The organism is Actinospineispora eucalypti, assembly GCF_039543365.1.
In the GTDB taxonomy this organism is placed as follows: domain Bacteria; phylum Actinomycetota; class Actinomycetes; order Mycobacteriales; family Pseudonocardiaceae; genus Pseudonocardia; species Pseudonocardia eucalypti.
Window position 1 is genome coordinate 80,086 of sequence record NZ_BAABJP010000020.1, and the last position, 13,838, is coordinate 93,923.

Below are 13,838 nucleotides of genomic sequence, written 5' to 3' on the forward strand. Positions count from 1 at the left end.
AGCTGGTCACCTCACTGGTGGCGGAGGGTATGACGGTGCTGTTCGTGAGCCACAAGCTGGCCGAGTTCGACCGGCTCTGCCAGCACGTCGGGGTGCTCCGGGACGGCGCCATGCGCGGCGAGTTCTACCGGGCGGGCGGTGCGGCGTTCGAGTGGCCGAAGGTGCTCACCGCGCTGTTCGACCGCACCCCGGCGGAGATGCGGCATGCCGGGCTGGCCGGTGGCGAGACCGTGCTGGGGCTGCGCGGCGCCCAGGTGCTCGCCGACTCGCCGCCGTTCGACCTGGACCTGCGCAAGGGCCAGGTGACGGTGCTGCTCGGGCTGCTGGGCAGTGGCAAGACCGAGCTGCTGGAGTGGGTGTTCGGCGCCCGGCCGATTCCGGCCGGCGAACGCCGGCTGGCCGGTGCGGCGTTCAACCCGGGGCACCCCGCCGACGCGGTGGGCCAGGGGGTCTACCTGCTCCCCGAGTCCCGGCACGAGCAGGCGATCATCCCGGGCTGGTCGGTGTCCGAGCAGATGACGCTGCCCTTCCTGAAGCGTTTCAGCAGCGGCGCGCTGATGCGCGCGCCGGCCGAGCGGAAGGCCGCCGCCGAGATGATGTCGGACATCGGCATCGTCGCCCGCGACCCGTCCAGCCCGATCCAGACGCTGTCCGGCGGCAACCAGCAGAAGGTGATGATCGGGCGCTGGCTGCTCGGCTCGCCCTCGGTGCTGCTGCTGGACGAGCCGTTCCGGGGCGTGGACATCAACGCCCGGCACGACATCGGCGCCACGGTGCGCAAGCTGACCGACTCGGCCGCCGTGCTGGTGGCCACCTCCGACCTGGACGAGGCGCTCGAGGTCGGCGACCGGTTCGTGGTGCTCAACCACGGGCGGCTGACCGCCGACCTGGAGCTGGCCGACGCCACCCGGGAGCGGCTGATCGACGCGATGAGTGGAAGGGGGGCGGCCGGATGACCGAGGTGTCCGTCACTGAACGCAACGGTTTCTCCGTCACCGAGTTCTTCGTGCGCTACGGCGTGGTGCTGGTCGGGGTGCTCATCGCGGTGGTGTTCTCGGTGGCCATCGACGGGTTCGCCACCCCGGCGAACGCGGTGTCCATCCTGCAGACCCAGGCCGTGGCGGCGATCGCCGCACTGGGCATGACCCTCACCGCCGTGGTCGGTGACCTGGACCTTTCGGTCGGCGCGGTGGCCGGGCTCTCGGTCACCGTGGCGGCGGTGGTGATGGTCCGGTTCGCGCTCACCGGGGGCACCGCGATCGGCGCCTGCCTGCTGGCCGGGCTGCTGGTGGGCTGCGCCAACGCGGCGCTGATCGTGCTGCTGAACGTGCCGCCGCTGCTGGCCGCGCTGGGCACCATGTTCACCATCCAGGGACTCAAGCGCTGGCTGGTGGACGGCCAGACCCTGACCACCGGGATGACCCTGCCCAGCGGCGAGCGGGTGACCGGCCGGTTCACCGACGACTTCACCGCCATCGACGGCAGCCAGGTGTTCGGCATCCCGCTGTCGGTGTACCTGTTCGCGCTGATCGCGGTGCTGGTCTGGGTGTTCCTGGAGCGCACGCGGTACGGCCGGGTGTTCTACGCGGTCGGCGGCAACACCGAGGCGGCCCGGCTGGCCGGTGCCCGGGTGCGGCGCTACCAGTTCGGCGCGTACGCCATCTCCGGGGTGCTGGCCGCGATCGCCGGCATCATCCTGGCCTCCCGGCTGCGCCAGGGCGACGTCACGGCGGGCGACTCGGCGCTGCTGGACGCGGTGGCGATGACGCTGGTCGGCTACGCGGTGCTGGGCGCGAAGAAGCCGAACGCGCTGGGCACGGTGGTCGGCGCGATCTTCATCGGGTTGATCCTGCAGGGCCTCACCCAGCTGGGCCTGCCCTACTTCACCCAGGACCTGATCAAGGGCCTGGTACTGATCTTCGCCCTGCTCATGTCGTTTTCTCTCCGTCGGCGGCGCCGGGCGGCGGCGACATGACCTCCCTGACCGCTTCCGAGGTCCCTTCGTACCTGGCCGCCCGCCCCGCGCTGTGCGGCCTGGTGGACCCGGCGACGCTTACCGTGTCCGAGGTCGGCGACGGCAACCTGAACCTGGTCTTCATCTGCGCCGACGGGGCCGGCCGACGGGTGGTGCTCAAGCAGGCGCTGCCCTACGTCCGCCTGGTCGGGCCGGACTGGCCGATGACCGAGGAACGGGCCACCCGGGAGGCCAACGCGTTGCGCGTGCACGGCCAGTTGTCCGACAACATCTGCCGGCTCATCGACTTCGACGCCGACCGGTACGTGCTCGTGCTGGAGGACTTGTCCGACCACGAGGTGCTGCGCACCCGGCTCAACGCCGGCGGCCCGCACGCCGGGGTGACCGAGCCGCTGGCCGAGTACGTCGCCGACGTGGCCTTCGGCACCTCGTTCCTGGCCCTGGGCGAGGAGGAGTTCCGCCGCCGCGCGGCCGCCGCGGCGAACCCGGAGCTCTGCGCCATCACCGAGGACCTCATCCTCACCGAGCCGTTCCTCGGCGCCGCGCGCAACTCGGTGCGCCCCAGCGCCGAGCCGCTGGTCGCCGAGCTGCAGGCGGACCCGGCCTGGGTCGACGCGGCGATGGCCATGAAGCACCGGTTCGTCACCGTGCAGGAGGCCCTGCTGCACGGTGACCTGCACTCCGGCTCGGTGTTCGTCCGGGGCACCGAGGGCTCCCCCGACTTCTCGGTGAAGGCCTTCGACCCGGAGTTCGCCTGGTACGGCCCGGTCGGCTTCGACCTGGGCCTGCTGTGGGCGAACATGCTGTTCGCGGCCGCCCGGGCCGAGGTGCTGGGCGATCACGCGAGGGCGCGCGACCTGGTGGCCACCTGCGAAATCACCTGGGACCGGTTCCGTACCCGGCTGCGGGGGCACTGGCCGGACCGACGCTGCCCGGCCAAGTACCCGGACGCCTACCTGACCCGGTGGCTGGCCGAGATCCGCGCCGACGCGCTGGGCTTCGCCGGCTGCGAGGCGGCCCGCCGGACCATCGGCCTGGCCAAGGTGAGCGACCTGGAAACCCTGGACGACCCCGGTTACGCCCGCGCCGCCACCGCGATGCTGCGGTCCAGCCGATTGCTCCTGCTGAGGCGCGCGACGCTCGGCTTCGACCAGCTGGTAGACGCCTTTTTCGGTCTTCTCGGCTCGGCCCGATGTGCCGGTTAGGCGCGGTGCCGGGTTAAAGATCGGCTTGGACGGCGCGGGTGGGTGGTCTGCCGCGGCTTGGGTGCGGCCTGTTGCGTTCGGCGTGCCGTGACGCACGGTGACGACTGGGAGGAAGGGGGGATCGTCGTTAGTGGCGGTTCAGCGTCGAATATCGAGGCTAGACCGCCAGAGACGGCGATCACCCCACGATTCTCACCAGGGCGGAACCACTGCGGCCCCGCCACGGCCCTCACCTGGCCACGCTCCGTAACCGCATTCCGAGCCCACCGCAACGGGCCGCACCCAAGCCACGGCAGACCCGCCAGCCGCGCCGTCCAAGCCAATCTTTAAACCGGCGCCGCACACACCTCGACGAGAACTACGGTCAGGCGTTGGCGCCCAGTTTCGTGGTCAGGCGGGCGAGCTTTTCCCGGAGCTCACCCAGTTCGGCGGCCAGGGCGGTGGGATCGGTGCCGGTTTCGGCCTCGGAGGCCCGGTCCACCGACTTGGCCAGGAACAGCGGGTTGATGATCAGCCAGGACACGAAGACCAGCACCGGGAACCAGAAGGCCAGCACGCCGTCCCAGGCCAACGGGCCGCTCTTGAAGAACATGTTGAACGTGCCGGGGGTGAACGACAGCGCGGCCCAGATGTTGTAGTAGCCCAGCCAGCGCGGGAAGTACCGCGCGCCGGAGTCCCGCAGGATGACGATGCCGAACAGCAGGCTCTGGATCACCACCGTGGAGCTGATGCCGATGAACGGGATCCAGGCCATGTCGTTGAGCAGGAGGAACGAGTCGTCCGCCCGTTCGGCCCGGAAGGTCGCGGCGACCCAGAAGAACTCCAGGTAGATGAACTCCAGCACGAAGATCGCGCCGCAGCCGAACTGGGCCAGCGCGAGCACCGCGTTGCGCCCCTCGATCCGCCGCATCTGGATGGCGATCACCGCCGCGTACAGCATCAGCAGGCTGGCGCCGTACATGCCGAGGATCATGCCGAACCGGATGCGGTTGGCGTCCTCCCGGAACAGCTCGCCGATCCGCGCCGCGTCCGCGCCGGGCGGGGGCGGCGGCACGAACCCGGCCAGCACGAACCCACCGGCGATCAGCACGATCGCCGCCACACCACTCCAGGAGCACAGCTTCATCATGCGTGTGTTCATGATCCACTCCCCGTTGAGCTACCTCAACCAAGAGTAGAAGTGCGCACTCACTTTGCCTAGGGCGTCGGGCGATCAGCCGGCGTGTGCGCCGGCCATCAGCTCGGCCAGGTCGTCCGGGTGAACGAACGACGGCGGTGGCGGGGGACCCCAGCTGAACAGGCCCTTCGCCCCCTCGAACGATTCCGGCGTCCAGAGCTGGTCGTCCACGATGCAGTCCATGTCGGAGTAGTACTCGGAGAAGTTGCCGGCCGGGTCCATCAGGTACCAGAAGAAGTTGGAGCCCGCGTGGTGCCGGCCCAGCCCCCAGACGTGCCGTTCCGGGTGGCCGGCGAGCATGTCCGAGGCGCCCCGGCCGATCTCGTCCACGTCGTCCACCTGCCAGGACGTGTGGTGCAGGAAGGGCACCGGGGCGTTCAGCGCGAGCACGTTGTGGTGGTCGATGGAGCAGCGCATGAACGCGCCGGCACCGGCGATCCGGTCGGACAGCCGGAACCCGATGCCCTCCAGGAAGAACCGCTCGGTGGTCGCCGGGTCGGTGGTGCCGACCACCACGTGCCCGAGCTTGCGCGGCCGCACCGGGCCGGACCGGGACAGCACCGGCGCCCGGCCGCCGACCCGTTCCAGCCGGCCGGGGCCGTTGTAGGCGGTGGCCGGCTGCTCCGGCTGCCGGATGCGTGGCTCGACCACCACGCTCACCCGCACGCCGGTGACCGGTTCGACGCCGGCCACCCGGTCGGCGCCGCGCTCCACCGGCACGCCCAGGCCGGTCAGTCCGGCGGCCGCCCGGTCCAGGTCGTCCGGGTCGTCCGCGCCGACCACGATCTCCACCGCGCGGCGCAGCGGCGAGTGCACCAGCCGCAACTGCTCGCCCCCGTCCACCGTGGCGAACGCGTCCGGGCCGCTGGGGGTGAGCCCGAAGTCGGTGTAGTACCGCGCGGTCTCGGCCACGTTCGGCACGCCGATGACCACGGAAGACAAACGGTGCAGCGTCATGCCGAGCTCCCTATCCGACGAACTTCTGCCGCAGCTCCCCGATACCGGAGATGTAGGTGACCAGCTCCTCGCCCGCCTTCAGGAAGCGCGGTGGCTTGCGGCCCATGCCCACGCCGGCCGGGGTGCCGGTGAAGATCAGGTCGCCCGGGGAGAGCGGGGTGACCGCGCTCAGCCCGGCCACCAGTGCGGCCACGTCGAAGATCAGGTCGCTGGTGCGGCCCTTCTGGACCGGCTCGCCGTCGATGGCACAGCCCAGCTCCAGGTCGTCCCGGTTGGCCAGCTCGTCCACGGTGACCACCCACGGCCCGACCGGCGCGAACCCCCGGTGCGACTTACCCAGGCTGAACTGGGGCGCGGGGCCGGCCATCTGGCCGATCCGCTCGGACAGGTCCTGGCCCACCGTGAGCCCGGCGACGTGCTGCCACGCATCCGCCTTGGACACCCGGTCGGCGGTCGGGCCGATCACCACGACCAGCTCGACCTCCCAGTCGGTGTTCCCGCCTTCGGGCAGCGTGACCGTGGTGTACGGGCCGGTGAGCGCGCCCCGGAACTTGGTGAACACCGGCGGGAAGCCCTCCGGCACCGCCAGGTTGGCCTCCGCCGCGTGGTCCCGGTAGTTCAGCCCGATGCCGAAGATCTGGCCGGGCGCCGGCACCGGCGGGCCGAGCTCGGCCGGCTCGAACGGCGTCGCGGGGCCGTGCGGGCCTTCGGACGCCCACGCCCGGAACTCCGCCCAGTGCCGGTAGGCGTCCAGCGGATCGGGGCCGAAGCGGTCGTCCGAGGCATCCGCCACGTCGATCGCGCCCGCGTCGGTGAACAGGGTCAGCCGACCGGACAGGTTGCCGATGCGCACGCTGCAGGCTCCTTCGTTGGGGACTCTGAGCCAAGAGCCTTCGCGGCAAGTGTCGCTATGTCAATAGATTTTCGACATTGTTCACCGGTATTGAAGATTGCTAGCCTCCAGGCATGCCCCGAAGTGAGGCACCCACCCGGGTCGAGCAGCTGTACGCCGTGCTGCGCGCGGACATCCTGGCCGGCCGGTTGCGCCCGTCCGCCCGGTTGCAGTTCACCGCGCTGTCCGAGCGGTACGGGGCCAGCATGGGCGTGGCCCGGGAGGCGCTGGCCCGGCTCGCCGCCGAGGGCCTGGTGGAGGCGGTGCCCCGGCACGGCTTCCGGGTGGTGCCGATCTCCGAGACCGACCTGCGCCACCTCACCGAAGCCAGGGTGGCCATCGAGTCGCTGGTGCTGCGCGAGTCGGTGGCGCACGGCGGGATCGAGTGGGAATCCCGGGTGCTCGCCGCACACCACCGGATGGCCCGCACCCCGCATACCGAGCCGGACGACCCCGAGCGGATCAGCGAGCAGTGGGCCGCCGCGCACCGCGACTACCACGCGGCGCTGCTCTCCGGCTGCCCGAACCCGCGGCTGGTCGGGGTGGCCGAGTCGCTGCGCGCCGCCGCCGAGCTGTACCGGCGCTGGTCATGGCCACTGGGCGGCCAGGACCGGGACGTCGCCGGCGAGCACCGGAAAATCCTGGAGGCGGTGCTGGCCCACGACCCCGACGCCGCGGTCGCCGCCCTCACCGCCCACATCGAGCAAACCACCCGGGTACTGCTGGAGCACGAGGATCCCGACTGACCGTTCCGGTGCCGGCCGCCGGCCTCGGGCGGTGGTTTTAAAGATCGGCTTGGACGGCCGCGGCTCGGGTGCGGTGCCGGTTTGGCTTGGACACCGCAGCTCGGGTGCGGTGCCGGTTCGGCCTGCACGACCGCGGCTCGGGTGCGGTGCCGGTTTAAGAGATCGGCTTGGACGGCCGCGGGTGGGCTGGTCTGCCGCGGCTTCGGCTCGGCCGTTGCGCCGGGAAGCGGCGCGGGCCTTGGCGTCGGGTTCGCCTGTCGGTTACGGAACGTAGTCCTAGCCGGCCGGGCTCGGCGAGCGTTCGTTCACGAGATCCACCTCAGCGGGGTTTGATCTTCGAATTGACCCCGCTCAGGTGGATCTCGACGAACTGAACCGGCCCAAAGTCCCCCCGGAGACTCTCCCAGCCGTCACACCGCGTAGCCAAGCTCCGCCCCGCACCCAACCCAACGGCCGAGCCGAAGCTGCGGCAGACCACCTCAACCGCGGCCGTCCAAGCCAATCTCTAAACCGGCACCGCACCCGAACCGCAGCGTCCAAGCCGATCTCCAAACCGGCACCGCACCCGAACCGCAGCCGTCCAAGCCGATCTTCAAAACCACCGCCCGAAGCCGGCGACCGGCACCGAAAACTACCGCTCTCCGAGCAGGTTCACCTCGTCCAGCGGCACCCCGGGCTCGCCGTCCTCGACGAACACGACCCGCAGGCCGCGCCCGGTCCCGTTGCGGCGCTGGGCCACCCGGGGGCCGTCCGGGTGCGGGCGGTACTGGTCGCCCCACTGCTGGAGGGCACCGAGGATGAGCTTCACCGCCTGGCCGGAATCGGTCAGGTGGTAGGCGTCCCTGCCCCGCGAGCCGGGTTCGCGGTAGGACCGCTTCTCCAGCACACCCGCATCGACCAGTACGCCCAGCCGCTGGGTCAGGACGTCCGGCGCGATCCCCAGCGCCTCGCGGAACTCGCTGAACCGGGTGGCGCCCCGGAACGCCTCGCGCAGGATCAACAGCGTCCAGCGCTCGCCGAGCACCTCCAGGGTGCGCTGCACCGAACAGCGCACCTCGGCGGCGGGTAACGCGCGGGACGCGCCGGTCGAGCGCGCGCCCAGTTCGGCGCGCGCGGGAGAATCCAGCCCCATCTAGGCAGGGTAGGGCAGGCCCGGGTAGAGCGAGTCCAGCTCACCGGACAGGGCGGCACGGACGTTGCGGCTGGTGTCGTCGGCGACCACCTCGAGCGCCCGCTTCTCGATGCCGTCCAGCGCCAGGCCGGCCACCAGGGCGGGGTCGATCTTCCCCGAGGGGTCCACGTGCGCGGCCATGTCGGTGTCCATGTAGCCCACGTGCAGGGCGATCACGTCGATGCGGGAGGGGGCCAGCTCGGTCCGGACCACGTTGGTCATCGCCAGCGCCGCCGCCTTCGCCGCGCTGTAGCCGCCGACGTGCGGCAGGTGCACCCAGGAGAGCACGGACAGCACGTTGAGCACCGCTCCCCCGCCGTTCCCGGCGATCACCGGGGCGAAGGCCCGGGTCACGCCGAGCGTGCCGAAGTAGTGCGTGCGCATCTCCAGCTCGATCTTCGCCAGGTCCCCGTCGATCAGGCCGACGCCGGTGCTGATGCCGGCGTTGTTGATCAGCAGGGTGGTGTCGGCGGCCAGCTCGGCCGCCTTGGTGACCGACTCCGGGTCGGTGAGGTCCAGGCGCACCGGCACCACGCCCGGGAGGTCGACCGAGTCGGTGTTGCGCACCGCCGCGTACACCTTCGCCGCGCCGCGGTCGAGCAGCTGCTGGGCCAGGTGCCGGCCGAGGCCGCGGTTGGCGCCGGTCACCAGGGCGACCGAGTTCTGAATCTCCACGGGATCCTCCACGTAGCTGAGTAGGTTTCACCAACTTAGCCATGCTGAGTTCAATGAAGCAACTCAGGAGCGGAGGATCACAGCTCGCCGAACAGGTAGTGCTGGACCACCGGCGCCAGCGTCGCGGCGAGCGCGTCACCATCCATCGCCGCGACCGCGTCCAGCTCGAGCACGTGACGACAGAGCGCGACGCCGAGCAGCTGGCCGGCCAGTAGGCCGGCGCGGCGGCGGGCCGGCGGCCCGGGGCCGACCAACCGGGCCACGAACCCCTCGAGCTGGCCGTCCAGCACGTTGCGCAGCGCCTCGGCGGCCGCCTTGTTGGTGCCCGCCGAGCGGAGCAACACCACGACTGCCCCGTGCTCCCAGCCGGCCACGACGTGCCGGGCCAGCCGTGCGCCCACCTCGGCGCGCGGCCAGTCCGTCGGGTCCGGCAGGCGCAGGTCCAGGTCCACCGCCGCGGCGAACAGCCCGTCCTTGTTGCCGTAGTAGCGCATCACCATGGACGGGTCGATGCCCGCCTCGGCGGCCACCGCGCGGATCGTCGCGCCCTGGTAGCCGCGCTCGGCCAGCAGCCGCCGAGCCGCGGTCAGGATCGCCGTCCGGCTCGCCTCGGAGCGATGGGTGAAAGGCATTCAACAAGCGTAGGCCAACGGTTGTTGGCCTACGCTCGTACGGTCAGGGACCGGTGTAGGGGCCCGGCTTCGAAACGGTCAGGGACCGGTGTAAAGCACAGCGTCGACCTCGATGTCGAAACCACTCAGGGCGATGGGCAGCGTGGTGCGCACCGGCCGGTTCTCCTCCCCGAAGAACTCGGCGAACAGGGCGTTCATCGCCGGGAAGTCACCGAAGTCGCGCAGGTAGACGCCGACCCGCACGGCGTCGGCCAGCGAGGCGCCGGCCGCTTCGGCGGTCTTGCGCAGGTTGGTGAAGGCCTGCCGGCCCTGCTCCTCGAACGAGCCGCGGACCGGGGTGCCGTCCGGCCGGGTAGGCACGGCTCCGGCCAGGTAGACGTGGTCACCGGCGACCACGGCCTGGGAGTACGGCCCACCGGGCGGGGCGGCTTCCGGGGTGGAGACGACGCGCTTGGCCATGGGTGTTGAGTTACCTCCGGTTCAGAAATAGGTGCGCACCGCGCCGACCACCTGGTCGGCGTCGTCGAGCAGCGGCACGAGCGACCACTTGTCGAAGACGGTGCACGGGTGGGAAAGGCCGAAGACGACGGTGTCGCCGACGGCTAGCTCGCCCCCGTGTCGGACGAAGGCGTGCTGGTCGTTGAGCTTCTCCACGGTGGATCCGGGCAGCGGGCCGTTGCCGGTACGCAGCGGGACCGGCAGGTCGACGTCGTAGGGCGCGTCCCGCTTGCCGAAGCCGCAGATGGCCAGGCCCGGCTCCGGGGTGGAGAGCGCGTAGGCCCACAGCTCCAGCGCCGGCCGCAGCGCGCCGAGCGGGTGGTGCGCCGCCGAGGCGAACGGCGAGCTGCGCTCGTACATGCCGTGGTCGTGGGTGAGGTAGCCGCCGGAGCGGACCACCTTGCGCACCGGCCGCGAGGTGGCCGGCAGGGATCGCCAGGCGCCGACCACCAGGTCCGGGTAGGCCGACCCGCCCGCCGTGAGCACCACCTCGTCCCGTTCCACCAGCGGATCGAGGTCGGCGAGCACCTCGGCCAGGTCGGACGCGAACCGGTCCACCCCGGCGACCGAGCGCTCCGACCGGTCGTTCGGGTAGACGCCCTCGAAGCACTCCACACCGGCCAGCTCGAGGCCTGGTGACTCGGCCACCTTCCGGGCCACGGCGAGTGCCTCCGCCCGCGAGCGCACGCCGGCCCGCCCGCCCGGGATGCCCAGCTCGACCAGCACCGGCAGCGACCGGGGCGCGCCGGCCAACGCGGCGGCCATCCGGTCCACCCCGGCCGGCCCGTCGGCGAGGACGTACACCTCGAACCCGGGGTCGTCCAGGCCGGCCAGCCAGCGCAGCCCCACCGGGTCGACCACCTCGTTGGCCAGCACCACCCTCGGCACGCCCCAGGCGTGCATGGCCCGCGCCTGGGCCACGGTGGCGGCGGTGATGCCCCAGGCCCCCGCCGCCAGCTGGTCGGCGATCAGCTGCGGGCTCATGGTGGTCTTGCCGTGCGGCGCGTGGTCCACGCCCTGCTCGGCACACCAGCGGGCGAACAGCTCCGCGTTGTGCGCCAGCGCCGAGCGGCGCAGGGTGACGGTGGGCAGCAGCAGGTCGGACACGTGCCAGCCGGCCTCGCCGATGTCGCCCACGGTGCCGGTGGTGCGGGGCAAATTGCGGAAGTGCGGGCCGAGCGGCTCGGCCGCGCTTTCCGCGACGGCGCCGGCGAGCGGCGCGGTATGAACTGTCATCAACTGTCCTTACCAGGACCCGTGAGTGATTTGTGTGGCTGTAGCCACACAAATCACTCACGGGTCCCTATGACGGGGGAACTGCTCGGTCAATCCTTCCGGATCGACCAGCGGAGTGGTGAGTAGCGCACGAACGGCCCGTTCCCGCTCGCGCAGCGCGGCGCGCTGGGACGCGGTGAGCGGAACCCACGGCGGTGGCGGCGCCGGCAGCCGGGGCGGCAGGGGCACCCCGGCCAGATAGGTGGCCTCGTTGACCAGCCGCCGGCGCCCGGTCCGCCGCTGCCCGTGTGCATCCGCCCAGGCGAACTCGCCCTCCTCCAGCCGGAACACCGCGAGGTCGGCGGGCGCGCCGACCCGGAGCGTGCCGGCGGGCAGGCCGAGCACCTCGGCCGGGCGCACGGTCGCCGCCGCCACCACGTCGGGCAGCGGCAGGCCAACGGCCAGCATCTTGTTCATGGTGGTCGGCAGGTCGAATGCCGGCCCGTGCAGGCTGCGCGCGTGCAGGTCGGTGGACACCGTGCGCGGCACCAGGCCCCCGGCCAGCTGGGTCTCCAGCACGTCGAACGCGAAGCCGCCCGAACCGTGCCCGATGTCGAAAACCACGCCGGACTGGTACGCCTCCTTCATCGCCGGGTCCAGTACCCCGCCACTGGTGACGCCGCTGGTGGCCCCGCTGGCGCAGTGGGTGACCACGTCGCCCGGGCGCAGCAGCGGCAGCAGCTCGCGCACCGACGGCGGCGGGTAGCCCACGTGCACCATCACCGGCATGTCGCACGCCGATGCCACCGCGATCCCCCGGCGCAGCGGTTCGAGTCCGTTGCCGCCGATGGTGAACCGGTCCATCCGCACCTTGACGCCGCGCACCAGGTCTCGGTGCGCGTGGATGGCGGCAATGGCCAGGTCGACGTCACAGTTGTCGATGTCCACGCTCTCCCCGGTGCGACCGGTCAGCCCGACCGAGGAGACGTTGAGCAGCGCGGCCACCCGCACCCGGTAGCCGCGCGCGGTGGCGGCCAGGGCGTCCAGCGCGTACGCCCCCGCCGAGCCCGCGTCGACCCAGGTGGTCACGCCGGAGTACCAGGCGACCGGGTCCGGGTCGACGCCCCAGTAGGTGGCCGATCCGAAGACGTGCGTGTGCAGGTCCACCAGTCCCGGGGTGAGCAGCAGCCCCGTCACGTCGACGGTTTCCCGGGCATCCTCCGGTAACAGGGACGGAGCCACCGCGGCGATCCGGCCGGCCCGGACCGCCACGTCGTAGCGCCCGGCCCGGCCGGTGCCGGGGTCGATCAGCTCCCCGCCGGTGAACAGCGTGTCGTATGCGGTCATCTTGCCCGGCGGACCGCCGTCTCGCGGCAGAACAGCGTGGTGACGAAGGTGATCAGGCCGACCGCCACCCAGTACAGGGACACCGGCCAGGTGGCCCCGCCGGCCTCGGCGACCAGCCAGGTAGCCAAGAACGGCGCCAGCCCGCCCGCGATCATCGCGGAGAACTGGTAGCCGATGGAGATGCCCGAGTAGCGGACCTTGGTGCCGAACAGCTCGGTGAAGAACGCCGGCTGGGTGGCGAACAGCGCGCCGTTGGCCACCGCGTAACCCAGCACCCAGGCCAGCAGGATGAGCGGCACGCTCTTGGTCTGCACCAGCATGAAGAACGGGAACGCCAGCGCCACGTGCATCGCCGCGCCGAACAGGTACACGGGCTTGCGGCCGATCCGGTCGGACAGCGCCCCGTACAGCGGGGTGATGAAGAACTGCACGGTCGCGGCCAGCATGTTGGCCAGCAGGCCGAGGCTGGCCGCCAGGCCCAGGTTCTTCGTCGCGTAGGACAGGGCGAACACCGAGACCAGGTAGCCACACACGTTCTCCGCCACCCGCATGCCGATCACCAGCAGGATCGACCGCCACTCAGTGCGCACCGCCTCCACCACCGGCTGCTTCGCCACCTGCTCGGTGGCCTTCACCCGCTCGAACTCCGGCGACTCGGGGATGCGCAGCCGGATGAAGATCCCGACGAAGATGAGCACGACCGACACCAGGAACGGCACCCGCCAGCCCCAGGACAGGAACGCCTCGTCGCCCAGCCACTGGGACATGCCGAACATCAGCCCGGTCGCCCCGATCAGCGCCGCCGAGGAAGCCATCTGCGGCCAGGCGCCGTAGAACCCGCGCCGCTCGGCGGGGGCGTGTTCGGTCAGCATCAGCACCGCGCCACCCCACTCGCCGCCGGCCGCGACCCCCTGCAACAGCCGCAGCGCCACCAGCAGCACCGGCGCCCACACCCCGATCGCCGCGTGACTGGGCAGGCAGCCGATCAGGAAGGTCGCCACACCCATCAGGAACAGCGTGGCCACCAGGGCGGACTTGCGCCCCAACCGGTCACCCAGGTGCCCGAAGATGACCCCGCCGATCGGCCGCGCACCGAACCCGACCGCGAACGTGGCGAACGCGGCCAGGGTGCCGGTCAGCGGATCACCCGAGGGGAAGAACAGCTTGCCGAACACCAGCGCGGCCGCCTGGCCGTACAGGAAGAAGTCGTACCACTCGACGAACGCACCGACGAAGCTCGACATGCCGACCCTTCGCAGGGTCGAACGGTCGGTGTCGGTGCCCATGGGTGGCGTGTCCATTGGGGTCTGGGTCATGGCGAACCTCCGGCGGCCCGATGATGTCGGTG

14 protein-coding genes are annotated in these 13,838 nt (G+C 71.5%); 4 read left to right on the plus strand and 10 right to left on the minus strand.

Going from position 1 to position 13,838, the window contains the following annotated elements:
- Positions 1-197 precede the first annotated feature (197 nt).
- Genes ABEB12_RS42165 through mtnK form a run of 3 tightly spaced genes read left to right on the plus strand, consistent with a single transcriptional unit; the run spans position 198 to position 3,180 of the window.
- On the plus strand, positions 198-956 hold the full coding sequence (locus ABEB12_RS42165; RefSeq protein WP_425572258.1) for an ATP-binding cassette domain-containing protein: 759 nt from the start codon (positions 198-200) through the stop codon (positions 954-956).
- Positions 953-1,975: an ABC transporter permease subunit gene (locus tag ABEB12_RS20980; RefSeq protein ID WP_185060403.1), complete on the plus strand. Its 1,023-nt coding sequence runs from the start codon at positions 953-955 to the stop codon at positions 1,973-1,975. The genes ABEB12_RS42165 and ABEB12_RS20980 overlap by 4 nt, the downstream gene beginning before the upstream one ends.
- On the plus strand, positions 1,972-3,180 hold the full coding sequence (gene mtnK, locus ABEB12_RS20985; protein ID WP_185060402.1) for an S-methyl-5-thioribose kinase: 1,209 nt from the start codon (positions 1,972-1,974) through the stop codon (positions 3,178-3,180). Before ABEB12_RS20980 ends, mtnK begins: the two co-directional genes overlap by 4 nt.
- Positions 3,181-3,544: 364 nt before the next feature.
- Here the strand turns inward: mtnK and ABEB12_RS20990 are convergent, their stop codons facing one another.
- The 3 genes from ABEB12_RS20990 to ABEB12_RS21000 form a co-directional block, all read right to left on the minus strand.
- On the minus strand, positions 3,545-4,321 hold the full coding sequence (locus tag ABEB12_RS20990) for a hypothetical protein (protein ID WP_185060401.1): 777 nt from the start codon (positions 4,319-4,321) through the stop codon (positions 3,545-3,547).
- Between the two features lie 72 nt (positions 4,322-4,393).
- The gene (locus tag ABEB12_RS20995) at positions 4,394-5,314 is read right to left on the minus strand and encodes a VOC family protein (RefSeq protein ID WP_185060400.1); all 921 of its coding nucleotides are present in this window, start codon (positions 5,312-5,314) and stop codon (positions 4,394-4,396) included.
- A gap of 10 nt (positions 5,315-5,324) precedes the next feature.
- Positions 5,325-6,167, minus strand: coding sequence for a fumarylacetoacetate hydrolase family protein (locus tag ABEB12_RS21000; RefSeq protein ID WP_185060399.1), 843 nt, complete (start codon positions 6,165-6,167; stop codon positions 5,325-5,327).
- Positions 6,168-6,280: 113 nt separating this feature from the next.
- Here ABEB12_RS21000 and ABEB12_RS21005 point away from each other — a divergent pair, with 113 nt between their 5' ends.
- Positions 6,281-6,952 (plus strand): FCD domain-containing protein, encoded by a 672-nt coding sequence (locus ABEB12_RS21005; protein ID WP_185060398.1) that lies wholly within the window; start codon positions 6,281-6,283, stop codon positions 6,950-6,952.
- A gap of 631 nt (positions 6,953-7,583) precedes the next feature.
- Here the strand turns inward: ABEB12_RS21005 and ABEB12_RS21010 are convergent.
- From ABEB12_RS21010 to ABEB12_RS21040, 7 genes are all read right to left on the minus strand, one after another.
- Positions 7,584-8,084 (minus strand): winged helix-turn-helix transcriptional regulator, encoded by a 501-nt coding sequence (locus ABEB12_RS21010; RefSeq protein ID WP_185060397.1) that lies wholly within the window; start codon positions 8,082-8,084, stop codon positions 7,584-7,586.
- Complete coding sequence (locus ABEB12_RS21015; RefSeq protein ID WP_185060396.1) at positions 8,085-8,798, minus strand: SDR family oxidoreductase; 714 nt, start codon at positions 8,796-8,798, stop codon at positions 8,085-8,087.
- Positions 8,799-8,875: 77 nt separating this feature from the next.
- Positions 8,876-9,430 (minus strand): TetR/AcrR family transcriptional regulator, encoded by a 555-nt coding sequence (locus tag ABEB12_RS21020; RefSeq protein ID WP_185060395.1) that lies wholly within the window; start codon positions 9,428-9,430, stop codon positions 8,876-8,878.
- 78 nt (positions 9,431-9,508) lie between these two features.
- The gene (locus ABEB12_RS21025) at positions 9,509-9,889 is read right to left on the minus strand and encodes a Rid family hydrolase (protein WP_185060394.1); all 381 of its coding nucleotides are present in this window, start codon (positions 9,887-9,889) and stop codon (positions 9,509-9,511) included.
- Positions 9,890-9,910: 21 nt separating this feature from the next.
- Positions 9,911-11,164: an alanine racemase gene (locus ABEB12_RS21030; RefSeq protein ID WP_185060393.1), complete on the minus strand. Its 1,254-nt coding sequence runs from the start codon at positions 11,162-11,164 to the stop codon at positions 9,911-9,913.
- 57 nt (positions 11,165-11,221) lie between these two features.
- Complete coding sequence (locus ABEB12_RS21035) at positions 11,222-12,490, minus strand: amidohydrolase/deacetylase family metallohydrolase (RefSeq protein ID WP_185060392.1); 1,269 nt, start codon at positions 12,488-12,490, stop codon at positions 11,222-11,224.
- Positions 12,487-13,806, minus strand: a complete 1,320-nt coding sequence (locus ABEB12_RS21040; protein WP_345702997.1) for an MFS transporter — start codon at positions 13,804-13,806, stop codon at positions 12,487-12,489. Before ABEB12_RS21040 ends, ABEB12_RS21035 begins: the two co-directional genes overlap by 4 nt.
- Positions 13,807-13,838 lie beyond the last annotated feature (32 nt).